The 24,163-nt window shown below is 60.1% G+C and carries 19 protein-coding genes and 1 tRNA gene; 11 read left to right on the top strand and 9 right to left on the bottom strand.

What is annotated here, in order from left to right; genetic code table 11:
• Positions 1-17 precede the first annotated feature (17 nt).
• From AB8A27_RS07950 to AB8A27_RS07965, 4 genes are all read left to right on the top strand, one after another.
• The gene (locus AB8A27_RS07950) at positions 18-866 is read left to right on the top strand and encodes an ABC transporter substrate-binding protein (protein ID WP_441241449.1); all 849 of its coding nucleotides are present in this window, start codon (positions 18-20) and stop codon (positions 864-866) included.
• Positions 867-900: 34 nt separating this feature from the next.
• Positions 901-1,860, top strand: a complete 960-nt coding sequence (locus AB8A27_RS07955; RefSeq protein WP_441241450.1) for a catechol 2,3-dioxygenase — start codon at positions 901-903, stop codon at positions 1,858-1,860.
• A 72-nt stretch (positions 1,861-1,932) separates the two neighbouring features.
• Entirely contained in the window at positions 1,933-3,354 is a 1,422-nt protein-coding gene (locus AB8A27_RS07960; RefSeq protein WP_441241451.1) for a cytosine permease, read from the top strand.
• Positions 3,355-3,542: 188 nt separating this feature from the next.
• A tRNA-Gln gene (locus AB8A27_RS07965) sits at positions 3,543-3,616 on the top strand.
• 193 nt (positions 3,617-3,809) lie between these two features.
• On the opposite strand, the gene AB8A27_RS07970 is transcribed toward AB8A27_RS07965, so the two are convergent.
• Complete coding sequence (locus AB8A27_RS07970; protein WP_441241452.1) at positions 3,810-4,610, bottom strand: YdcF family protein; 801 nt, start codon at positions 4,608-4,610, stop codon at positions 3,810-3,812.
• A 292-nt stretch (positions 4,611-4,902) separates the two neighbouring features.
• Here AB8A27_RS07970 and AB8A27_RS07975 point away from each other — a divergent pair, with 292 nt between their 5' ends.
• Positions 4,903-5,598, top strand: coding sequence for a N5-glutamine methyltransferase family protein (locus AB8A27_RS07975; RefSeq protein ID WP_441241453.1), 696 nt, complete (start codon positions 4,903-4,905; stop codon positions 5,596-5,598).
• Positions 5,599-5,646: 48 nt separating this feature from the next.
• On the opposite strand, the gene AB8A27_RS07980 is transcribed toward AB8A27_RS07975, so the two are convergent.
• From AB8A27_RS07980 to AB8A27_RS08000, 5 genes are read right to left on the bottom strand one after another with little or no spacing between them, the layout of a single operon-like run.
• Positions 5,647-5,913 (bottom strand): acyl carrier protein, encoded by a 267-nt coding sequence (locus AB8A27_RS07980; protein WP_441241454.1) that lies wholly within the window; start codon positions 5,911-5,913, stop codon positions 5,647-5,649.
• Positions 5,914-5,950: 37 nt separating this feature from the next.
• The gene (locus tag AB8A27_RS07985; protein WP_441241455.1) at positions 5,951-7,519 is read right to left on the bottom strand and encodes a class I adenylate-forming enzyme family protein; all 1,569 of its coding nucleotides are present in this window, start codon (positions 7,517-7,519) and stop codon (positions 5,951-5,953) included.
• Positions 7,519-9,549, bottom strand: coding sequence for an asparagine synthase (glutamine-hydrolyzing) (gene asnB, locus AB8A27_RS07990; protein WP_441241456.1), 2,031 nt, complete (start codon positions 9,547-9,549; stop codon positions 7,519-7,521). The genes AB8A27_RS07985 and asnB overlap by 1 nt, the downstream gene beginning before the upstream one ends.
• Positions 9,550-9,554: 5 nt before the next feature.
• Positions 9,555-10,562: an NAD(+) synthase gene (gene nadE / locus AB8A27_RS07995; protein WP_441241457.1), complete on the bottom strand. Its 1,008-nt coding sequence runs from the start codon at positions 10,560-10,562 to the stop codon at positions 9,555-9,557.
• Positions 10,559-11,698, bottom strand: coding sequence for a thioesterase domain-containing protein (locus AB8A27_RS08000; RefSeq protein ID WP_441241458.1), 1,140 nt, complete (start codon positions 11,696-11,698; stop codon positions 10,559-10,561). The genes nadE and AB8A27_RS08000 overlap by 4 nt, the downstream gene beginning before the upstream one ends.
• Positions 11,699-12,336: 638 nt before the next feature.
• Between AB8A27_RS08000 and AB8A27_RS08005 the strand changes: the two genes are divergently transcribed.
• The 3 genes from AB8A27_RS08005 to AB8A27_RS08015 all read left to right on the top strand — a co-directional run bounded on the left by AB8A27_RS08005 (position 12,337) and on the right by AB8A27_RS08015 (position 15,557).
• Positions 12,337-14,028: a methyl-accepting chemotaxis protein gene (locus AB8A27_RS08005; protein WP_441241459.1), complete on the top strand. Its 1,692-nt coding sequence runs from the start codon at positions 12,337-12,339 to the stop codon at positions 14,026-14,028.
• Positions 14,029-14,340: 312 nt separating this feature from the next.
• The gene (locus AB8A27_RS08010) at positions 14,341-15,222 is read left to right on the top strand and encodes a CheR family methyltransferase (RefSeq protein ID WP_441241460.1); all 882 of its coding nucleotides are present in this window, start codon (positions 14,341-14,343) and stop codon (positions 15,220-15,222) included.
• Between the two features lie 8 nt (positions 15,223-15,230).
• Positions 15,231-15,557 (top strand): PilZ domain-containing protein, encoded by a 327-nt coding sequence (locus AB8A27_RS08015; protein ID WP_441241461.1) that lies wholly within the window; start codon positions 15,231-15,233, stop codon positions 15,555-15,557.
• On the opposite strand, the gene AB8A27_RS08020 is transcribed toward AB8A27_RS08015, so the two are convergent.
• The gene (locus AB8A27_RS08020) at positions 15,533-15,661 is read right to left on the bottom strand and encodes a hypothetical protein (protein ID WP_441241462.1); all 129 of its coding nucleotides are present in this window, start codon (positions 15,659-15,661) and stop codon (positions 15,533-15,535) included. The genes AB8A27_RS08015 and AB8A27_RS08020 overlap by 25 nt on opposite strands.
• A 254-nt stretch (positions 15,662-15,915) precedes the next feature.
• Between AB8A27_RS08020 and AB8A27_RS08025 the strand changes: the two genes are divergently transcribed.
• The gene (locus tag AB8A27_RS08025; protein ID WP_441241463.1) at positions 15,916-16,641 is read left to right on the top strand and encodes a spermidine synthase; all 726 of its coding nucleotides are present in this window, start codon (positions 15,916-15,918) and stop codon (positions 16,639-16,641) included.
• A gap of 12 nt (positions 16,642-16,653) precedes the next feature.
• Here the strand turns inward: AB8A27_RS08025 and AB8A27_RS08030 are convergent, their stop codons facing one another.
• Together AB8A27_RS08030 and AB8A27_RS08035 are read right to left on the bottom strand one after the other, a co-directional pair.
• Entirely contained in the window at positions 16,654-19,797 is a 3,144-nt protein-coding gene (locus AB8A27_RS08030) for a multidrug efflux RND transporter permease subunit (protein WP_441241464.1), read from the bottom strand.
• Between the two features lie 2 nt (positions 19,798-19,799).
• The gene (locus AB8A27_RS08035) at positions 19,800-20,966 is read right to left on the bottom strand and encodes an efflux RND transporter periplasmic adaptor subunit (protein ID WP_441241465.1); all 1,167 of its coding nucleotides are present in this window, start codon (positions 20,964-20,966) and stop codon (positions 19,800-19,802) included.
• Positions 20,967-21,304: 338 nt separating this feature from the next.
• Here AB8A27_RS08035 and AB8A27_RS08040 point away from each other — a divergent pair, with 338 nt between their 5' ends.
• Positions 21,305-21,544 (top strand): hypothetical protein, encoded by a 240-nt coding sequence (locus AB8A27_RS08040; protein ID WP_092151341.1) that lies wholly within the window; start codon positions 21,305-21,307, stop codon positions 21,542-21,544.
• A gap of 233 nt (positions 21,545-21,777) precedes the next feature.
• A complete protein-coding gene (locus tag AB8A27_RS08045; RefSeq protein WP_441241466.1) occupies positions 21,778-24,156 on the top strand; it encodes a TonB-dependent receptor in 2,379 nt (792 codons plus the stop codon).
• Positions 24,157-24,163 lie beyond the last annotated feature (7 nt).

The raw sequence follows: 24,163 nt of genomic DNA on the forward strand, positions 1-24,163 counted from the left end.
TCGGGAAGGAGGCTGTGATGCGGCTCCGTATTCTGCTTGGCGATCACCCGCATACGGCCGCGCTGAAATCTGGCGCCATCACGTCTGATCTCGTCGAACTGGACTTCGCGGATTACAAGCCCACCAACAAGGGCTTCAAGCCCATGGTACGCGACGGGGCTTTCGACGTCGCCGAAATGGCTATTGTCACCTATCTGATGGCGAAGGGCTTCGACAAGCCGATGGTGCTGCTGCCAAGCGTGATGATGGCACGGCATCAATTCGGCTTCGCGGTCACGAACCCGGCGGTGGACATTGCCGGACCCAAGGATTTTGAAGGAAAGCGCGTCGGTATTCGATCGTTTACGACGACGACCGGTGCATGGTTGCGCGGCATGCTCGCCAATGACTACGGCGTCAATCTCGATGCGATCGAATGGATCACCTTCGAGGAGCCGCATGTCGCAGAATATGCCGACAGCACCACCAGGGCGCCTGCCGGCAAGGCGATCATGCAGATGCTATTCGATGGCGAGCTGGATGCCGTGCTCGGCGAGAAGAGCGACGATCCACGGGTGGCGCAACTCTTCCCCGACGTGGCCGCTGAAGAGAAAGCCTGGCTTGCCAGGCATGGCGTGGTGCCGATCAACCACATGGTGGTCGTCAGCAAGCAATTGTCCGATACGCGGCCCGACATCGTGCGCGAAGTGCAGCGTATGCTGGAGGCGAGCAGGGCGGCTGCAACGGGCGAGGTGCCGGCGTTCAGCAGGAAAGAGATGGATCGGTCACTGGAATTGATCATTGACTACTCCGCACAGCAGGGACTGATCCCGCGCAAGTTCAGTGTCGATGAACTATTCGATGATGTGACGCGCGCTCTGCGCTAATCTGATCAAAACGCTTCGCCCAAGGACGACACCCATGCTTCCCGAACCCATTTTCGATCTCGCGCATCTCGGTCATCTCGAATTGCTGACGCCGAAGCCCGCCGAAAGCGAGAAGTTCTTCGTCGACGTCATGGGCATGACGGTGTCCGGCCGGCAGGGAGACTCCGTCTATCTGCGCGGCTGGGACGATTATGAGCGCTATTCGCTGAAGCTGACGGCGTCGAACACCTCAGGCATGGAGCATATGGCGCTGCGGGCGCGCAGTCCGCAGGCGCTGGAGCGTCGTGTCGCAGCGCTGAAGGGCTCAGGTTACGATATCGGCTGGACGGACGGCGATCTCGGCCACGGGCCGGCATTTCGCTGCCGCGACCCCGACGGTCACATCGTCGAACTCTATTACGAGACCGAATGGTACGAGGCGCCGCCGGAGCTCAAGCCGGCGCTTAAAAATCAGGCGCAGCGCTATCCGGCGCGGGGCATCAATGTGCGGCGGCTCGATCACCTCAATTGCCTTGCTGTCGATATCAAGGCCAACCGCGAGTTTTTCGAGCAGTATATGGGGCTCCGGCTGACCGAGCAGATCGTGCTCAATGACGGCACTGAAGCCGCGATGTGGATGACCATGTCCAACAAGAGCTACGACTTCGCTTATTCGCGCGATCACTCTGGCACCAAGGGGCGTTTCCACCACGTCACTTACGCGCTGGACAGCCGCGAGGATATTTTGCGCGCGGCCGATATCTTTCTGGAAAACGGCGTCTTCATCGAGACCGGCCCGCACAAGCATGCGATCCAGCAGACCTTCTTCCTCTATGTCTATGAGCCCGGCGGCAACCGCATCGAAGTCGCCAATGCCGGCGCACGGCTGATCCTGGCGCCGGACTGGAAGCCCATCGTCTGGACCGAGGAGGAGCGCAAGAAGGGGCAGGCCTGGGGGCTGAAGACTATCGAGTCATTCCACACCCACGGTACCCCGCCGGTGCCCCACAAGTAGCAAGCCGCTCTGCCCGGATTGGTACGCGTCTTGCTTTGTTGTCCTCAGGCTGTTTCTGACACCGAGGGCGACATGACAAATTCAGAGTTGCGGGCAGACATCCACAGTATCGAACCGATCCCCGATGCCGACCGGGATTCCACCGGGCCGCAGCAGATGTGGATCTGGGCCGGCGCCAATATCGCGCCGGTGAACTGGGCGCTTGGCGCGCTTGGTATCATTCTCAAACTTGGTCTGTGGGAGACCATAGCGGTCATCGTCATCGGCAATGCGGCGGGCTCAGCGATCTTCGCCGCCTTCACGGTCATGGGCCACAAAACCGGCGTCAACCAGATGGTACTCGCGCGCTCGGCCTTCGGGCGCCGCGGTGCCTATCTGCCGAGCCTCCTGATGTTCCTGATGACGCTCGGCTGGATCGGCGTGAATACGTATTTTCCCGTCAAGATCTCGATGGCCATCCTCGGCCAGTTCGGCATCGCCGATAGCTGGTTTGCCAATCTCGTGGTCATCACCATCGTGATGGTGACGCAGGTGGTGATCGGCACCTATGGTTTCTATGCGATCCGCACCTTCGAGAAATACACCGTGCCGGTCACGGTGGTGATCATGGTGCTGATGAGTGTGCTGGCCTGGAGCCAGCCCGGTGTCGTCAACTGGAGCCACACCACGTCGCTGCCGCCAGGGCCGCATCTGGCGATGCTGTCGCTGCTGATGACCGCCGTCGGCGTCGGCTGGGGCATTTCGTGGGTCACCTGGGCGTCGGACTATTCACGCTTCGTGCCGCGTTCGACCTCGTCAAAGGCCGTGTTCTGGTACAGCTATGTCGGCATGTTCGTGCCGTCGGTGTGGCTGGCCATTCTCGGCGCCACCATCGCCTCGGTGACGCTCGACACCGATCCGGCCAAGATGGTGTCGGCGGTGTTCGGCGGCATCGCCAGCATTCTCGTGCTGCTGCTGGTGCTGCATGGCCCGATCGCCACCAACATCCTCAACGTCTATTCGTCGGCGCTGGCGGCGCTCAGCATGGGTGTCCGCTTCTCGCGCACAGCACTGGCACTCATCGTCGGCATCGCCGGCTATGCGGTGACGGTGTATTTCATCTTCGCGCCGTCCTTCGCCAAGGCGTTCGACAACTGGCTGATCAGTCTGCTGATGTGGATGAGCCCCTATGCCGGGGTGGTGATGGCCGACTTCTTTGTAAGGCGGAAAAGCCAGATCGACATCGCCGAGCTCTACAAGTCGCCGGAGACAAGCATCTATGGCGATATCAACTGGAGCGGCATGATCGCATTCTTCGCCGGCCTGATCGCCACCTGGCTGTTCCAGGATGGCCTGGTGCCTGCGTTGCAGGGGCCGATCTCGATCAACCTTCTCGGCGGCGCGGATCTGAGCTGGCTGGCGGGCATCGTCGTGGGCGGTGGCGTCTATCTGGCGCTGGGCAAGCGTCTGGCGCCGGAGCCGATGGCCATTCCGGTTGGCGGCCCGGGTGAATAGGGCGGGGGCGACCGGGCAGGCCGCGCTCTGCGGGGCCTGCCCATAGCCAGTGATGTCAATGAGCCGTCATTTCCGTCCAGAGGCCTTGCGCTTTGTCCGGCTGACGGGCTAGAACCCGCCCGAACGAGATGACATCTCTGTTCCAATCGATTCCAGACCGGGTTTTTCCCCTAAGTGTCTGAATCTTTTGGGGAATGGTGTAACGGTAGCACAACAGACTCTGACTCTGTTTGTCTAGGTTCGAATCCTAGTTCCCCAGCCACACTCGAGTTTTCCTTCGCAGATCAAAGACTTCTAGGCCGCAGCCTTTTCGAAAGCCCCGCTGGTCCACAACAATGGTCCGCTTGAGGTTCGAATGGCGTCCGGTCACTGCCTGCGGCGGCGTGGTCATACTGGTTTTTCGCTTCCGATGGCCTGCGGCATTTGCCGCTTGCCATATCTCGGGCCCAAAAGAATCAATGTTGATCGGCGCCCGGCAGCAAGTCGTCGATCCGCCCTGTGGCTCGATAGGCAATGAGCCCAAACCATTCGCGTATCGCGATGTCGGTCCGCGACAGCCCGTCAAGGGCGAGGGTGCTGAAGGAAAATGCGTTGCGCCGACCGCCGACCAGCCAGTCGACCGGATAGGCCTCGACCGGAAATCCGGCTTTGCGAAACAAGCCAATCGATCGCGGCATATGGAACGCCGATGTCACCAGAACCCAGCGCTCGCCCGGCTTCGGCGCCACGAGCGCTTTGGTGAATTCGGCGTTCTCATGCGTGTTGCGCGATCGCCGCTCCATGATCAACCGAGATCTGTCGACTCCAAGGCTTTCGAAGAGCGCGGCGGCGTAATCGGCCTCCCTGGCATCCGACACCAGTCTCGGACTGCCGCCGGTGAACACCACGCGTGCATTCGGATATTGTCGCGCCAGCGCTGCGGCTGCGATGATGCGGTCGGGCGAGCGACGAACGACCGGCGTGTCGCGCGCAAGTGAAACATCGGCATCGATCGAGCCGCCGAGCACGATGACGCCGTCAGGCGCACGCTGTCCCGGATCCCAGGGCGGGAAGCGCGATTCAAGCGGATAGAGCAGCAATCTTCCAGCCGGGGAAAACGCGGCCACCACAAGCAGCACGGCGGCTGTGATCATAAGCCCGCGGCCGAGCGAAAAAAGTCGTGTTGCCGAAAGGATCGCGCCGAGCACACCGAGGCCGATCAGGAAATTGATCGGCGCGAGCGCGTTGCCAAGAGTTTTGGACAATATAAAAAACAACGTAAGGCCTCAGCCTCGTTGATACCAAGAGCGCCATAGCAGCAAACGGCCAACGAAGCCACTGCCAGGAATCGTTAGGGCGCCGGATAGCCGCAGATAACGATGCAGCCGTTGGGCTGTCGCATCGAGAAATGCGTAAGGAGCGCTGCCGAAAACAACTGCATTGCCATTATCGGCGCATCTACCTCGTTGTGACTACCGCCATTGCCACAGGGCAGGGCGCGATTCTGTCCGACGCAGGATCGCGCCGCATGCAACAGTCATCATGCAACGTCCAGGCAGGGTGACCGCAATGAGCGAAGTGATCGACGTCGCCAAAGCTTACGATGAGGGGCGCACTCAATTCATGGGAATAGAGTTGCTGGTCGCACCCGGTGCGCTCGTCCCCCGGCCGGAAACCGAATTGCTTTGCGCCAGCGCTGTCGATGCTGTGCGTCAGCTAAAGGTGGCGGAGCCACGGGTGATCGACATGTGCTGCGGCGCAGGCAATCTGGCATGCGCCATCGCTCTCAATATCCCCGACGCACGCGTCTGGGCGAGCGATCTGACCGATGGATGTGTCACCGTTGCACGTCGCAATGTCGCCCATCACGGACTCACGCAACGCATGTCGGTGTTCCAGGGCGATCTGTTCGACGCTTTTGCCGATCTGCCGCTGGATGGGACCATCGACCTGATCGTCTGCAACCCACCCTATATTTCGGAAACGCGGCTCAAAGGCGATCGGGCCCCTTTGCTCGAACTCGAACCACGTGAGGCATTCGCAGCCGGTCCTTACGGACTTAGCATCCATATGCGGGTGACGAAGGACGCAGTCCGATATTTGCGGCCGGGTGGCGTCCTCCTGTTCGAGGTCGGCGCCGGTCAAGAGCGGCAGGTGACAACGCTCCTTGAGCGCAACAAGAGCTATGAGAACATCAGGGTGGTGACGAATGAAGCGGGCGAAGGCCGCGTCGTTAAGGGATGCCGCAAGGGCACACAAACCTGAAGCGCTGCGACGGTGTTCGCGAGGCGGTTCGGATACTGCAGAAAAACATCAGCTCTTCTTGAGCATGACGAAGCGTGTAATTCCATCGATGGAATCGAGGTTCTCAGGCAGGAGCTCGCTGTCTTCGACCGTGACGCCGAATGTCTCCTCGATGAATCCGATGACCTCGAGCACTCCCGTCGAGTCGATGATGCCCTGGTCGAGCAGCGATGTGTCGACCTCAAGCGAGTTAGCGTCAGCGACGTAGAAGTTCGACAACAGGAAATCGCGAACTTGCCTTCGATAGGTCTCGAGTGGTTCCCTGACTAGCAGCATGTTTCAACTCCAATGCGTAAAGAAAAATCACGATCAGTCATTCGGAAATCGACTCGTGCAGCGCTCTCTTGTTGAGTTTTTCTGTGTTCGTTCGCGGCAGGCTGGGCACAATCACAATACACTTCGGCACCATGAAGCTTTCGAGGCGTTGCTGGCACTCTTTCTGAAGCTGCTTCTCGCTCAGTGATATATCCTGCTCGATAACGACAAACGCTTTAACCGCCTGCCCGAGGAGCTCATCGGGAACGCCAATGACCGCGGCTTCCCTCACGCCCGCAATATCCATCAGCACGTTCTCCACTTCCTTGGGGGCGATCTTCTCTCCTCGCGACTTTATGATCTCGTCGCTGCGGCCAACGAAGTAGAGATAGCCTTCCGCGTCCATCCGGCAGTAATCACCGGTGTACAGAACCTGCTCGCCTGGCAGCGGACCGGGTTTGAGTTTCCTGGCCGTGGCCTCTGGCTTGCCCCAATAGCCTCGCATCACCGTCGCGCCGCGAATGACAAGCTGGCCAACCACGTCGGGGCCCACACGCCTGTCGCGCTCGTCGACAATCCACATCTCGGTATTCGGAATGGCGATCCCTACGCTCGACGGTTTTCGGTCGATATCCCCCGGGGGGAGGAAGGTGCAGCGCTTGCATTCAGTGAGGCCGTACATGGAATAGATGCGCGCGTCCGGGAACAGATCCTGCAGCAGACGAATGTGCTTCATCGGCAGTGCAGCTCCGGTGTTCGTGACATAGCGGATACTCGAGAGATCGTGCTCCCTGATCGACTTGAGCCCCGACAGCGTCGAGAAGATCGTCGGCACGCCGGGCAGGCCGGTTACCCGCTCATCGGCGATAAGCCCGAGAATCTGTGCGGGGAAAGCGAATGACCGTTCGAGGACCAGCCGCGCCCCCATGCGAAACGCCATGATCATTTGATACAGGCCGTAATCGAAGGCGAGCGGCAGGACATTCAAAATGACCTCGTCTTCGCGTAGCGCGAGATATGAGGCGATCGACGTGCACGCGGTCAGCATGTTCCGGTGCGTCAGCATCACGCCCTTGGGATCTCCCGATGATCCGGAGGTGTAGACGATGGCCGCGAGATCGATATCGATGCAGCTGCGCGCCGGAGGTGCGTCGTGTCTGGCGGCGCCTGCCTCGCTCCAGCGTATTGCATGGGGTAGCTCGGTCAGCTCGGCATCGTCGATCGACCCGGAAACGATCACCCGGCGCAATGATCGGCATGCCTGCGTGGGCTCCTTGAATATCGGCAAGAGATGCTTGTCGGTGATGAGCGCCGCCGGTTGGCAATCATTGAGCAGGTAGCCAAGCTTGTCGCGTTTGGTGAGCGGATTGACGATGCACACCACGGCATTCGCCTTCAGCACGGCCCAGAAACTGACGACGGTCTCGACAGTGTTGTCGGCGAAGATAATCACCCGATCGCCACGTTCGACGCCGCTCGCGACCAGGTGGTTGGCGATTGCGTTGGAGCGCGCCTCAAGCTCGCCATAGGTGACGCGATGCTTGCCACATACCAGCGCCACTTTTCCACCGAGATGGCGGGCGGAGTGAATGAGGTAATCATGCAGGAGCGGAACAGGACCATGCATCAGGAAAGGGCCCCCTCAACCCGGTGCTCGCGATCGATATCAACGGTCAGCTCCAGAGCGTGGCGTCCACCAGGACGGCTCGCGACGAATTGCTGGTGGAGGAGCTGGGTCGATAAAACGCCGACCATCGCCATGTTGTCGGAATTCGAGAGATTGCCGTTGCCGGTTGCGGCCTGTGTCCGGCACTTGTTCCGCAGGCGCGCAACCGCGTCGGGATCGAAGACGTTTGCTTCGCGAATAGCCGTTTCTGAAAGTGCGTCGTCGATATAGGCGGGCGTATCGCGGCCAACGAAACACAGAGCGTCGGGCGCGCGGAACGGCTGCTTCTTGCGGGCGATGATGTCCGGCGGCACGATCGGTTGTGCGACGCGCTTCAGAACGTGCTTTTCGTCAAGGACGCGGAGCTTGTAGGCGGGCGGCAGCGAATTCGCCAGCGCGACCACGTCCTCGTCGAGGAAGGGAAAGCGTCCTTCAACTGAATGAGCCATGAGCATTCGGTCGCCCTGAGAGGACAGGAGATATCCCGATAGTAGTGTCTGGATTTCAAGATATTGATCCTGCGCAAGGGAGCTCCATTGCCTGAATTCCGGAGGCAGACCGGCGATCAGGTCGGAGACCGCATCGTGCTTCGCCGATTCCGCGCACATGTCGCTGGAAAACAGTCGTTTGATGCCGCTGGTCGTTCGCCAGCGGGTGTCATGCGCAAAGCCCGGCGCGGCGTGCTCCGACAGATTGCGCCCAAAAAACTGCCGGGCCATTGCTCGCTGCGTGACCGGTGAGCGTGTGAGATAAGGGTAGAGACGCTCAAGCAGTCGCGCGCGGCGTGACGACGCGGGCTGCCGACCCCAGAAACGGCGGACCTTTCCTTCGCGGAACAGATCGTAGCCGGCAAACATTTCGTCGGCGCCTTCGCCGGACAGCACAACCTTGACGCCGCAGGCGCGCACCAGGCGCGACAGCATGAACAACGGCGCCGGCGCCGTTCTCAAGATCGGACGCTCGGTGTGGTAAATGACCTGCGGAAAAATCTCGGCGATGTCACTGCGCGAAACCACCACTTCATGGTGCTCGCTACCGGCGACCCGGGCGGCCAATCGCTGGAACTCGGTCTCGTCATATTCAGCGTCAGCAAAACGCAGTGAGAAAGTCTGGAAGCGTTCGCCGGCAAAGTGGCATCCCATCGCCGCAATAAGCGAACTGTCGAGCCCGCCGGACAAATAGCTACCGACGCTTACGTCGGAGCGCACCATTCGAAGCGACGTCGCGGCTTCGAGCGCGCTGCGCACGTGCGTCACGGCATCGTCGAGTGAACCGGCAAACTGGTCGTCGCGCGGACTGGACAATTCGGGATATCGCGGCTTCCAGAACGCTTTCTCGCGAACATCGCCGTTTTCATAAATGCGGAAATGTCCCGGGATGAGCTCCTTCATCCCCTGAAACACGTTCTGCGGCGGCACAACGGTCCACAGAGTAAATGTCTGGTCGATGCCGACTGGATCGAAGGCGCGGGGAATCGCTGCATCCGCCGCGAAGATGGCTTTCACTTCGCTGGCGAAATACAGTCGACCGTCGCGCTCGCAGAAGTGCAAAGGGCAAATGCCGGTGCGGTCGCGCGCCAACACCAGACGGCGGGCGACCGAGTCCCAGATCGCGAGCGCCCATTGTCCGGTCATCCGTTCGAAGGCGTCCACGCCCCAGGCACGATAGGCGTTGACGATGACCTCCGTGTCGCTGCGGGTCCGGAACCTGTAACCAAGCCTGACCAGCTTCTCACGCAACTCGACGTAGTTGAAGATTTCGCCGTTGAACACGATCCATGTCGTGCCACTCGCATCCGCGAGAGGCTGCTGACCGCTCGAAATGTCGATGATGGACAAGCGGGCATGTGCCAGTCCCGCGCGTTGGTCCCGGTACAGGCCTCGCTCGTCAGGGCCGCGATGGGCCAGCGTGCCGAGCATGCGCATCAAGGCTTGGCGTGAGGGGGGCCCTGCCGCGGCGCTTACTGACACTATGCCCGCGACACCGCACATGCAGGTCAGTCCTCGAATACTTGAGTGACGAGCAGGGGCCGTGCGTGGAGGTAGTGCGTCGCACGACGCTTGGCGTCAATGTCCCTGAATACCAAATCGACCTGGGCTGTTGTCAGTCCGGTAACGTCTGCGACCTCGTCGGACGGAACCCCGTGATTCACTGCGTAAAGGCACAGATCCATCTGGTGATAGGGCAGCGCAAAATAGAATTCCTCCTGGCTCTGCGGCATGGAGAACGTATCCGTGGTCGGTGGCCTGCGCCGGATCTCCTCCTCGACCTCGAGATATTCCGAGAGCTGATAGACTTGCGTCTTGTAGAGATGGGCGATCGGCATCACGTCCGCGATTCCGTCGCCCTGCTTGACGAAAAAGCCCTGGTCGTGCTCGAGGCGGTTCGGTGTGCCCGCGACCGCGTATCGGAGGCGGTCGGCGTGGTAGTACTCCGTCATCTTGCGGACGCGCTGCTTGAAGTTGGTCGCGGCGACGATCTGGAGATAGGCGTTTGACGACAGACGAACGGTGCGGGTGCTGCCGTCGCGGCTCTGAACCGTGAGACGGGTGATATTCAAACCGTTGCTCGCGAGAACCGACTGTAGCACCAGCTTGCATTTCCAGCCGTCGTCATATTCGGGAACGACGGTCCGGATTGCCTCGATCTGCCGGCGATAGGCGCCGAGCCCCTCGAGGGCGGGCGATATGTCTTCCAACACGGTGTCGATGCCAAGCTGCGCCGCCCAGCTGCGGCCGAGCCTCAGTGAATCGTCCGAGGAGTGGTGCTCGGGCATGAAGATGCCCAAGACCTTGTCACTGCCGAATGCACGCACGCACAATGCCGCGACGACGGAGCTGTCGATGCCGCCGGAAAGACCAACGACGGCGCCGCGGCGCCCCAACACGCCCAGGACTTGCTGGCGTAACGTCTGAACAATCCTCTCGACTTCGGCAGCGGGATCGAGCGCCAATACGCTATTGTTGAACTCTCGCGCAGCCGGAATGTGCGCAGCAAGGGTCATGACAGCGCTTCCCGCTTGCAAAACTCGGCCGGTGTGTAGGTTTGCGCGACGGCGCTCTCGACCAAGGGGAGGTTGGTGGCGAGATAGGGCTCGACGACGAGTTCGATATGCGTGCCTGCGATGGGGATTACGTCCAGGCTCGCGAGGGCGCAATCCCAGCCGAGCGCGCGGGGCGCTGCATCCCGGTTGCAGCGAAACAGTGTAGCCCCGATCGGCAAAGCCGGCTTGGGCGACGCCAGCCATTGGTAGAAAGCTCGCGACCGCAACACCTCTTGTAGCTCAAGCCTAATTCGGAAGCTGGTGGCGTTGAACTTCCCTCGCGTATAGCGATGAAGCATCCGAGCAAGGAGGGCCTCGCGACCGATTGAAGCCGTCACCTTCGCGAGTGCTCGGCAGGCTATCCGCGACATGTTCACGCGGTTGGCGCGGAGCCGCCGCAACGTTCGGGCGAGCGTCTCCCGATAATCGCGGCCCTCATTGACGATCGTTGTATCGAGAATTCCCAGGAACTTGATGGACCGCCGTGCCTCCAGCAGCCGCGCCGCAACTTCGAACGCCACCACACCACCAAGGGAATGGCCGAGAAGGCGAACATGTCCGACAGGTTGGCTTCGGTGGATTTGCTCGATCGCGGCATCGGCCATGGAGGCGACCGTGCTGTTTCCGTCGAGGATGCTCGCGAGGTCGGGGTATTTGATCGGGATGACCCGGGCGATCTTGCCAAGCCCCGCTGCAAAAGCGGCCATGCTCGGACCGTAACCGAGGGACCCCGGCAACAGGAACACGATTGGACGCATATCGGCTTGCACGCCCGCGGCTTTGGCGGTTGCCTTCCCGGACACGATCGCCTTGACCATCTCCGCGGCTGTCATATCGAGTGTGAAGTGTGCGATCGATAACTCAAGCCCGGTGGCGCTCTCGATGTCCTGGATGCACCGCCGCAGCCTGGATAAATCGTCGGCTTCCTCCGAGGCTCCAGGCATGTTGCGGGTGTTGAAACTCGTGGCCCGGGCATCCTGCACGATTTGAAAGATCGTCGGCTCGCGTCCCTGCGCCCATGAGCGCCATAACTTCTGGTCGACGAACGGGTCGGCCGGTCGTTCCACCACTTCTGGTTGGAGATAAGTCCGAGCCATAGGTCACCTGCCGAGCCTAAAGCTTGTTATCGCCGGCCATGGAAATTTCGACATCCTGCGTTTGAAGGACGTTGCCGACAGATGGGACAAAGGTGTGCCATTATGTCGCGGCGGCTTGAGCGGTTCACAGTGCGCCGACACAACTGAGAGGCACTGCGGCCAATCGTCTTTGATTAGCGACGCGAGCATTGGCTAGATTCTAGTTCTCAGCCAGCACGTCAGTCGCGCTCGCGTCGAGCGATGGACAAACTATAGGTCCGCAATGTGGGCGCTGGAACCAATAATTGTTATTATGATTCGCTGCTTTGCCCAGAGGCACGAACTCGTTGTTGCCCTGCGTCAGTATACTCCCACAAGTAGTGAAATAACAGCCATCAACTTCAGATGATTGTTGCTAACTGGCTGATATTACAGGCATTGAAAAAAGAGACCTGCGGTTCATTTTTGCTCAGCCAGAATGTCGCACCTTTACCAACGGTTTACATAATACCTACAAATTGAAGGAACGGGACTTGATAACGAGAAAGTCATCGAACCCCGTGTTCGCCGTTCTGCCATTGCACTTCTGCTGACTGCTTCATTTCCACGACACCCCGCACATTGCGGACCAACGGTCGAAAACCGAGGGACCCTTCGTCATGCTCGCCACCCTGTCTATTCGCGCCAAGATCACCATTGTTCTTTCATTTCTGCTGCTGGCGATGACGGGTCTCGGCCTGATCGCGGTTCGCAAGATGCAGGCGATCAACGCCAATACGGTGGATATCCAGACCAGCTGGCTGCCGAGCGTTCGCCTGCTCGGTGATTTGCGCTCCGGCGTCATCACCTATCGCAATGTGATCCGTCAGCACATGCTGTCCGAGACTCTGGAAGAGAAGCTGGCGAACGAAAAGACCCTGGACACGGTAGTTACGAGCAATGCGACCATCCGCGCAAAATATGAGAAGCTGATCACCTCGCCGGAAGAACGCGCTCTCTACGCGGAGTGGGGCAAGGCCTGGGACGCCTACAAGAAGGGCACGCTTGAGGTGATGGATCTGTCGCGCAAGAGCGCAGGCAAGATGCCGCAGGAAGCCAATGCGTTGAACACGAAGACCGTGAATCCGATTGGGTTGAAAGCCGACGAGCTTCTCAACAAGGACATCGAGCTCAATCTCAAGGGCTCCGACGCTGCCGGTGCGGACGCACTCGCCAATTACGATGCCGCTTTCATGATGGTTGTCGCGATCCTCGTGGTCTCGGCCGTGCTCGGTATCGGCATTGGTATCTATCTCGTGCGGGACGTCTCCAGCGGCATCGCATCGATCGTCAAGCCGATGCAGGCATTGGGCCAGGGCGATCTCACCGCCATCGTGCCGCATCAGGGCATGAAGACAGAAATCGGTACCATGGGAGACGCGTTGCAGATCTTCAAGCAGGCGCTGATCGATAAGCGCGCGGCCGATGAAGCCGCAGCGGCAGATGCGGAAGCCAAGATCGAGCGCGGTCGCCGCGTCGATAACATCACCCGTGAATTCGAATCCATGATCGGCGAGATTGTCGAGACGGTATCGTCGGCTTCGACCGAACTGGAAGCCTCTGCCAGCACGCTGACCGCGACCGCCGAACGTTCGCAGGAACTGACAACGACCGTGGCAGCCGCTTCGGAGGAAGCCTCGACCAATGTGCAGTCGGTTGCTTCGGCGACTGAGGAGATGGCCTCGTCGGTGAACGAAATCAGCCGTCAGGTGCAGGAATCCGCCAGCATCGCCAATCAGGCCGTCGATCAGGCTCGCCTGACCAACGATCGCGTCAGCGCGCTTGCCAGTGCGGCCGCTCGCATCGGAGACGTCGTAGAGCTGATCAACAATATCGCCGGCCAGACCAACCTTCTGGCGCTCAACGCAACTATCGAAGCAGCGCGCGCCGGTGAAGCCGGCCGCGGCTTCGCGGTGGTTGCATCGGAAGTGAAGGCGCTGGCCGAGCAGACGGCAAAAGCCACCGGTGAGATCTCGACGCAGATCTCCGGCATCCAGGCGGCGACGCAGGAATCGGTTGGTGCGATCAAGGAGATCGGAGACACCATCGGCCGGATGTCCGAGATTGCTTCGACGATTGCGTCGGCGGTGGAAGAGCAGGGCGCTGCGACCCAGGAAATCTCCCGCAATGTGCAGCAGGCAGCGCAGGGCACCATGCAAGTCTCGTCGAACATCACCGACGTGCAGCGTGGCGCCAGCGAGACCGGCTCGGCCTCCACGCAGGTACTTTCGGCCGCGCAGTCGCTGTCCTCGGACAGCACGCGTCTGAAGGTCGAGGTCAGCAAGTTCCTCAACGCCGTGCGCGCAGCCTGACGCGACGAGATATCGAGACATTGAAGCCGGCGCGAAAGCGCCGGCTTTTTTCATTGTTAGTTGCGCCGCCTCCCGACATTCGCTTGCTGAACTATCCTTTTGCGCAGGTTGCAGGCTACCGCGCGGTGGCGATTATGTTGCCACGCTTCTCAACTTTGTGCCCGGCGTAGCAAATCTCACGCAACGATCTGCGGCGTCTTGGCGATCTTTTAGTCATTTACTGTAATCGTGTAACACGTGCTTTTTGCACGCAGCGGAATACCGTCGTCGCTGCAAGTTATTTGGACCGGCGTTGCGTCTTAGAAAGAGACCATGACCCCTATCGATTATGAGTATCTGCAGAAGATCCTGAAGGATCGTTCCGGACTGGTGTTATCGGCCGACAAGAAGTACCTGCTCGAAAGCAGATTGATGCCGCTGGCGCGTAAGGCCGGTGTCGCCGAGATCAGCGAACTCGTTCAGAAGATGAAAGCCGGCTCCGAGCCGATGATCTCGGATGTGGTCGAAGCCATGACCACCAACGAGACCTTCTTCTTTCGCGACAAGACCCCATTCGAGCATTTTCAGAACACGGTCATCCCCGACCTGATCAAGGCGCGCGCTGGCAAGCGCAGCCTGCGGATCTGGTGCGCCGCCGGCTCGACCGGGCAGGAGCCGTATTCGCTCGCCATGATCATGAAGGAATTCGGCGCCGCGTTGACGGGGTGGCGCGTCGAGATCGTGGCCACGGATCTGTCGCCCGAAGTGCTCGAAAAATCGCGCACCGGCGTCTACACCCAGTTCGAGGTACAGCGCGGCCTGCCGATCCAGCTATTGGTGAAATACTTCAAGCAGACCGGCACGACGTGGCAGCTCAATGCCGACATCCGTGCGATGGTTCAGTTCAAGCAGTTCAACCTGCTGCAGGACTACGCGCATCTCGGCAAGTTCGACGTCATCTTCTGCCGCAACGTGCTGATCTATTTCGATCAGGCGACCAAGACCGACATCTTCGACAGGCTTGCAAAAGCCAGCGAGGCTGACGGCTATCTGTTCCTGGGGGCAGCCGAGACGGTGATCGGGCTCACCGACCGCTATCAGGTTTGTCCCAATCGCCGCGGCGTCTATCTGCCGGTGGGTGTGCAGGCGTCGCCATCGATCGTGCCCGGCATGGGTGCCGGACTGAAGACATCTTCCGGCAGTATGCGTGCGTAGGAGCGGTCATGGCAGAAGAAGCTGTAACAAACGGGCGCGTCACTTTCGGGCGCGGCTACAATGTCTGGATCATGGCTATCGACGGCACGTGGCGGCGCAGTTGCGTGCTGAAGGCTGTGTCGAGTCATGATGCCGAGCTGATCCTGGAGAGCTCCATCGAGGGCCTTAATCTGAAGGAGTTCTTCCTGCTGCTCTCATCGACCGGTCTTGCCTATCGCCGCTGCGAGCTGGTCAAGGTGAATGGTGCGCAGATCGACATTCGCTTCCTGAACACCAGGGGTAACAAGAAGAAGTCGCCGGCGAAGAGCGATCACGGCGATATGGCTGACGCCTGATCATGCGGCATGATGATATCGGCGATCGTCACATCGCAGCCGGTATCCAGCACCAATAGACCGCTCTCGCCACCATCGCCGAGACGGTTTCGAAGTCCTCGCATTCCAGTGTCAGCCTGATGGACATGGACACGAGCGGGTCGTCGTCGACGACGCAGAATGCGTTTCACGGCGGCGCCCCCGCGCGCTGGAGTGAGCCTGCAGTCACACTCCACGCAACACGCAACCGCGGCGCAACGAATCATCGACGACGCTAGGTGTTTAGCTGTTTGGCGGGAGGTGTCTGTCCAGATTTGCACACTTGGGGTATTTCGTTGTTGCCGCATTGCACGCACCGTGTGCATGGTTGGATATGAGCATGATGTTCGAAGAACTGGATTATCGCCCGACGCCGATGGGTGTCCTGACCCTGCGACGTAGGCGGAAGCCGGGGACCGATACCGATATCTTCGAGATCAAGCTCGGCGACGAATTTCTGATGTCGAGCGCATTCACGGCTGCCGAGATCGCGCTGGCGGATATCGGCCTGGCGTCGCTAACCGGTAGCGGGCTGGATGTTGTCGTTGGCGGTCTCGGTCTGGGCTACACGGCGCAGGCGGTTCTCGCACATGAGAGGGTGGGGTCGCTGGTCGTCATTGATGCACTGCCCGAAGTGATCGAATGGCACCAGGCCGGCCTGATCCCGATCGGCCGCGAATTGTCGGCGGACGGGCGCTGCCGTCTGGTCCATGGCGATTTCTTCAAGATGGCGACCTCGGCGGGTGGTCACCTCGATCCCGATGCATCCGGTCGTCGCTTCGATGCGATACTGGTCGATATCGACCACGCGCCGGACAATCTTCTGCATCCAAGCCATGCCGTGCTCTATACGGCGGCCGGACTGCAGCGTCTATCGGAGCATCTCAAGCCGGGCGGCGTGTTTGCGCTGTGGTCGAACGACCCGCCGGACGCTGCCTTCGCAGCAGTGATGGAAAGTGTGTTCGGTGCGGTGAGCGCGCATGTCGTGGCCTTCGACAATCTGAACGCCGACGAGGAAGTCTCCAATACCGTCTATGTCGGAACGAAGATCGAAGAGGCCGCGTAAAGCTCCGTTGCGCTATTCGGCGGCCTGTTTCGCCAGCATCTGCTTATCCGACCGGTTAGCGTCGCCGCGCTTTGATCGTCCCCAGCCCGACATGATGTTCGAGAGCTTGTCGAGATAGACATAGACCACTGGCGTGGTGAACAGCGTCAGAGCCTGGCTGACGATGAGGCCGCCGACCATCGCATAGCCGAGCGGTTGGCGGATTTCTGAACCGGTGCCAGTGCCAAGCATCAACGGCACGCCACCGAGCAGCGCCGCCATGGTCGTCATCATGATCGGGCGGAAACGCAGGATAGCGGCCTTGCGGATGGCTTCCTCCGGCTCGAGATGTTCGTCGCGCTCGGCAGCAATTGCGAAGTCCACCAGCATGATGCCGTTCTTCTTGACGATGCCGATCAGCAGCACGATGCCGATCAGCGCGATCAGACTGAAATCGAAACCGAACGCCATCAGGATCGCCAGCGCGCCGACGCCGGCAGAGGGCAGGGTGGACAGGATCGTCAGAGGGTGGATGTAGCTCTCATAGAGAATGCCGAGGATCAGATAGACCACCACCAGTGCCGCGAGGATCAGCAGCGGTACCGTTGCCAGCGATTGCTGGAACGCCTGCGCCGTACCCTGGAAGGTGCCACGCAGAGTCGATGGCGCGCCCATTTCCTGCATTGCGCTTTGAACGGCATCCGTGGCCTGACCAAGAGCGACACCCTGCGCCAGGTTGAAGCTGATGGTGATCGCCGGGAATTGGCCTTGATGGCTGATCGACAGCGGCCGCACTGGCACCGTGGTCCATTTGGCAAAGGCCGACAAAGGCACCATGTCGCCGGTCGTCGGTGACTTGATGTAGATCTTGTCGAGCGAATCCAGTTTTCCTTGCAGCTCAGGCAGGATTTCTAGAATGACGTGGTAGCTGTTGAGTTGGGTGAAATACTGCGCGACCTGACGCTGGCCGAACGAGTCATACAGAGTATCGTCGATCAGTTGCGGCTGAATGCCGAAGCGCGAGGCGTTGTCGCGATCGATGGTTAGCGTCAGCGTCGTGCCCTTGGTCTGCTGGTCGGTGGCGACGTCGCGCAGACCCGGCAGCGTCTGCATCTTGGCCAGAATCTTCGGGGCCCATTCGTTCAGCTCGGACAGATTAGCGTCCTGCAGCGTGTATTCGAACTGGGTGCGGGTGGCGCGGCCGCCGAGACGGATATCCTGCGCGGCCTGCATGAACAGTCGTGCGCCCTGAACCTTTTCCAGTTTTGGACGCAAGCGCGTAATGATCTGTTGCGCGCTGGCCGAGCGTTCGTCACGCGGTTTCAGTGTGATGAACATGCGCCCGGTATTAAGCGCGCCGCCGCTGCCGCCGATCGACATGGCCACGCTGGCGACGTCGGGATCGGCCTGCACGATCTTGCCGAGTTCTTCCTGATGGATCTTCATGTCGGCGAAGGAAATATCCTGCGATGCCTCGGAGGAGGCCGTGATCAGGCCGGTGTCCTGCTGCGGGAAGAAGCCTTTCGGGATGATCATGAACAGATAGACCGACAGGACGAGCGTAGCGAAGAACACCATCAGCGTGGTCAGCCGCCAGCGCAGCACCAGGTCGAGGCCGCGCTCATAGGCGCGCAGCAGAGCATCGAAGGCATTCTCGCTGAGCTGATAGAGCCGGCCATGTTTGGCGTGCTTCTCTTCGCGCAGGAAGCGCGAGGCCATCATCGGGGTCAGGGTCAGCGACACGACCAGCGAGACGAAGATCGTCATGGTCAGCGTGACGGCGAATTCGCGGAACAGGCGGCCGATGATGCCACCCATCAGCAGCAGCGGGATGAGCACCGCGACCAGCGAGACTGATATCGAGACGATGGTGAAGCCGATCTCACCGGCGCCTTTCAGCGCAGCGGCCATCGGTGTCTCGCCTTCCTCGATATAGCGTGTGATGTTTTCCAGCATCACGATGGCGTCGTCGACCACAAAGCCGACCGAGATGGTCAGCGCCATCAGCGACAGGTTGTCGAGTGTATAACCGAACACCCACATCAGCGCGCAGGCGCCGAGCAGCGCCAGCGGCACGGTGACGCTGGGAATCACCGTCGCCCAGACACTGCGCAGGAAGATGAAGATTACCATCACGACAAGCCCGATGGTCAGCAGCAGCGTGAACTGCACATCCTGCACGGCGGCGCGGATGGTCTGCGTCCGATCGCTGAGGACCTCGATCTTCACGGTCGGCGGGATCGCGGCGACCAGACGCGGCAGCTCGGCCTTGATCTTGTCGACGGTGTCGATGACGTTGGCGCCGGGTTGCTTGAAAATCACCAGAAACACGCCGGGCTTGCCATTGGCCCAGGCCGCCTGCTTGGCGTCTTCAGGACCGGTCACCGCCTGGCCGATATCCCTGACCCGCAGCGGGCCGCCATTGCGAAAGGCGATGATGACATCGTTCCAGTCTTTCGATTCCGGCAACTGGTCGTTGGCGTAGATCGTGTAGCTGCGGGTCGCGCCGTCGATATTGCCTTTCGGGCTGTCGACAGTGGTGATCGCGATCTGGCTGCGGATGTCTTCGAGCTGCAGCCCCTTGGCCACCAGCTTGGCGGGATCGATCTGGATGCGGATCGCCGGTTTTTGCTGGCCGCCGATCGTAACCTGGGCGACACCGGAGATCTGGCTGATCTGCTGCGCCAGTTGCGCATCGACACTGTCGCTGACCGTTGTAATGGGCAGCGTGTCCGATGTCGCCGACAGCAGCATGATCGGCGAGTCCGCCGGGTTGACCTTGCGATAGGTGGGTGGGCTCGGAAGTGTCTTCGGCAGTTGTCCGCCGGCGGCATTGATCGCGGCTTGCACGTCGTTGGCGGCGCCGTCGATCGAACGGTTGAGATCGAACTGGATCGTGACCGCGGTTGTGCCGAGCGAACTCGTCGACGTCATCTGCGCGACGCCGGGGATCTGCGCGAGCTGTCGTTCCAGCGGTTGTGCCACCGAGGAAGCCATGGTCTCAGGACTGGCGCCGGGCAGGGTGGCGGCCACCTGGATGGTCGGGAAGTCGACCTGCGGCAAAGGCGCGACGGGAAGCAGGGGGTAGGAGACCAGGCCGACGAACAGGATGCCGGCCATCAGCAATGAGGTCGCAATGGGAAAGCGAATGAACGGTGCTGAAATTCCTCCGTTCATGGCTATTCGCCTTTCGCCGGAGTGGCTGCGGATGTTGCGACCGATGTCGCCACCAGCGCGCCCGGCTGCACTTTATATTGCCCGGCGACGATCACACGCTCGCCGGCGCTCAGCCCGTTCTCGACCACGGTGCGGCCGTCCATGGACGGGCCAACCTTGATCTTCTTCAGCTCGGCCTTGTTGTCGGCGCCGACCGCAAAGGCATAGAGCCCGTCGGCGCCATGCTGAACGGCATCGTCGGGAATGACGGTCGAATCTTTCAGCGTGGTCACCAGTAGCCGCGTCGAGACCGACAGGCCGGGCCACAGCACGTGGTCCTTGTTGTCGAATACCGCCTTCAGCCGGATGGTGCCGCTGGTCGTATCCACCTGATTATTGATGACCGCGAGCGTGCCTTCCGACAGCACGCGCTTTCCGTCAGTCGTCAATGCGATCACCTTGAGCGGATGTTCCATGAGTGACTGGTTGATGTCGACCAGGTTCTGTTCAGGCGCAGTGAAGATCACCGCAATCGGTTCGATCTGCGCGATCGTGACGATACCGGTCTGGGTCGCGGCATTGACGATGTTGCCCTGGTCGACCTGACGAAAGCCGACGCGGCCGGAGATCGGCGCCTTGATAGTGGTGTAAGCGAGCTGGGTCTGCGCATTCGAGATCGCGGCATCATCGGCAGCGATCTGCGCATTCAGCTGCTGCACGGTAGAGCGTTGTGTGTCTGTTTGTTGCCGTGTCGCGAATTCGCCGAGTTTGGTGAAGCGCTGCAAATCCAGATTGGCATTGGCGAGATTGGCTTCGTCCTGCGCCTTCTTGGCCTTGGCCTGATCGAGTGCCGCCTGGAACGGCCGCGGATCGATCTGCGCGAGCAGGTCACCTTCCTTGACGATCTGTCCTTCGGTGAAAGCGATCGTGTCGATCTGACCATCGACACGGGTCCGCACGACAACGGTATTGAAGCCCTGCACAGTGCCCAAACCGCCGAGATAAACGGGGAAATCAGCTTTTTCGACAGATGCAATCTTCACCGGGACAGGGGCAGGGCCCCGCGGTTTGTCGGCATTCGCCTGCTGTGCTCCGGTAGTCTCGTAATGGCGCCATGCGATAGTTCCGCCGGCCGCAAGCAGCGCCAGAACGATCACCCCAGTCCATCGAAAGCGCGTAAGCGTTGTCATGGTGATCTCATCAATCTCTTGGCAGCCACTGACGCGGACATGCGCGTCCAATGCACGCCCGCTTGGGCGGCTCCTGATCAGCTAGGTCTCGACTCAAATGCTGTAAACACACGACCGCTTGAACGTGTGCTTCATTGCCAAATCTTCATGTTCGCCGTTAGTGACGCCTGATTTCTCGCATCGTTCCGCGGGGACACTGCGCTCTATTTTATGCGGCGTCTTGGACAATCCATCGGTGCAGTGAGAAGCACCTGGTGTTGTAACTGCGCGTCGTATCCGCCATAGGCTCGTCGAAGCCGACATCGCGGCTTGCAAATGTAATCGATCCGGAGCGGGATATGGATGAGTTGAATGGGCGGATGATCGCCTGTCAGATTTTGATTACCGGATTGATCGCGCGGGTTGCGAATGACTCGCCGGATCCGCTGCGCTTCCTGACCGACTATCGGGACGAGATCAAAGCCGTCGTGCGTGGCATCAACATCGCCGGGATGGAGAACACGGATCGGGTGAGGCAGTCAGCGCTTCAGACCGTCGACGAGATGTTCTCGCTGATGAAGCCGCCGAGCTCGGATTGAAAGAGTTACGACAGGCCGCTTTCCCGCGGGTCTGTGGCGCTGCCTCCACAGCCGAGGACCGCAAGATTAGAATGGTTTTAACATCAGTTTAGAATCGTTTTTATCTGGATGTATTCAAGCGTGTGATTGTCTTCATTTCGCCCGAATGTGTTGACCCTCCGGCTCGTGCCAAGCTACCGCTGCGTCGAATTGGCGCAGAATTAGCTGCGTAAGGGACGGCAGGGGCAGATTTTATGGGTTTTGCGAAGATTCCAGTATCGTTGCGTTCAAGCGTCACGACAGCCCTTAACGACCGACCCGATAGCAATCATTCCGCCCGCAAGACCTCTGCCGTCGCCGGGATGATCGCTGTCGCCTCGTTCGGCGGTGCGGAAGCCCAGCAATCGGTACTCCCGCCGGTAACGGTCGATGCACCAGTCGCGCGGCCGCGTCCTGCGGTGCGGCCCACACCCGATCAGATACGCGCGCGAACTGCACTACGGCGCGCGGCGCGTCGGACCCAGCCAGTGCAAGTGGCGCCGGTGCCCTACCCGGATGCGGGTGGTCTTGCGGCAGACGCCAATCCCTATGCCGACGCTGCAGCGCCCTATAAAGGCGACCGGCTCGCTGGAACCAAGTTCTCCGAAAAGCTGATCGACACGCCGCGCACGGTCACGGTGCTGACCAAGGAAATCCTCGAAGACAAGAATGCGACGAGCCTGAAGGAAGTCGCGCGCACCACGGCTGGTGTCACGCTCGGTACTGGCGAGGGCGGCAACGCTTTCGGTGATCGCTTCTTTATCCGCGGCTTCGATGCACGAAACGACATCTTTATCGACGGTGTGCGCGATCCCGCCATCAGCATTCGCGAGAATTTCTTCACCGAGCAGGTCGAGATTCTGCGTGGCCCGGCGTCGTCCTTTGCTGGTCGCGGCACGGCAGGTGGCGCCATCAATATCGTGACCAAACAGGCCGGTGACCGCAATTTCCAGAAGGTCGAAACGACCTATGGCACCGATCAGACCAAGCGCATTACCTTTGACGTCAATCAGGTCGTCAGCCCGACCCTGAGCCTGCGTAGCGGCGGACTTTATCAGGATGCCGAAGTGGCCGGCCGGAACTACGTGACCGACGATCGCTGGGGAGCATTCGGTGCTCTGAAATGGACGCCGACGGACGCCTTCAAGGTCACAGCAAACTACGTTCACACAGACCTTAGCGGCCTGCCGGATTTCGGCGTGCCCTATAACCGCACGGCTCGTGCGCCTGTTACCGACATTAACGTGCCGCGGGAAACCTATTACGGCTTCGTCAACCGAGACTTTCAGAAGGCCCGACAGGATTTCGGTACAGTGATCGGCGAATTGAAGATCACGCCCGATATCACGCTCACCAACAAGACCCGACTGGAGCGCTCGATCCTCGACTACGTTGGAACACTGCCCAGCAATGCCACGGCAACCACAGCGACGCTCTCCGCGCAGAGCCGCTACCAGGTTACGGATGTGGTGGCCAACGTCACAGATGCGACTTTCAAGTTTGACACCTACGGAATCAAGAACACGCTGGTGACGGGCGTCGAGATTTCGCAGGAAAGCGTCATGCGCGATAACTATACGGGTCTGACGTCGGAGCTGAACGGCATTTTGACCGGCACGCAACTCATCGTGCCGATCGCCAATCCGCCCAACCTGTTCCCGTTCAACAATGCGCCCCAGCGCGCCAACAATCCGACCAATATCAATGTCGACACCAAGGCGGCTTACGCCATTCATACGGCGAACTTCCAGGACGTGGTGATCCTCAACGGAGGCATCCGCTACGACGACTATGAGATCAACGGCTCTAACCGAACTTCAAGTACGGGCGTGAAGACCGGCATGGTCAACTATAACCTTGGCGCTGTCCTGAAGCCGGTCCCGTATGGCAGCCTGTACGGCGCCTTCGCCACATCGTCCAATCCGGTCGGTGCGGAACTCGATGCGACTGGCACGGCGTATGGCGGACTTGTGGTCAACAATACAACTTTCCAGGCCTTGGCTCCCGAAGAAAACCGGTCGTCGGAGGTGGGCACCAAGTGGGAGCTGTTCGATCGCCACCTGTTGGTCACCGCGGCGCTGTTCGAGACCGTCAAGAGCAATGCTCGCGAGACAAGCGGAAATGACATCATCGCCGGTGCGCAATATCGCGTGCGAGGCGTCGATCTTGGCATGGGCGGCAAGATCACCCCGCGCTGGAGCATGTTCGCCGGTGCCGTGTTCATGGAATCCAGAGTGCTGAAGTCAATCGATCCGACGCAGGTCGGCGCGCAACTCGCCAACATCGCGCACGAATCCTTCAACTTGCTGACCAAGTATCAGATCACCGAGCCATGGGAGATTGGCGGGCAAGCAACCTATGCTTCGCAGATCTACGGCGGCACCTTCGGTGCGGTTAACGGAAACGTGTTGCCGTCGCACTGGCGGTTTGACGCCTTCACAGAGTACAGGTTCGACAAGCACCTGAAGGCGAAAGTATCGGTCAATAATATCTTCGATACGGTCTATTACGACGCGTTCTATCGCAGCAATACGCCGTTCACGTTCATCGCGCCGGGGCGGTCCGTCTGGTTTACTCTGATGGGGTCACTGTGATCGTCTG

This window comes from Tardiphaga sp. 768_D3_N2_1 (assembly GCF_052076105.1).
Taxonomy (GTDB): Bacteria; Pseudomonadota; Alphaproteobacteria; order Rhizobiales; family Xanthobacteraceae; genus Tardiphaga.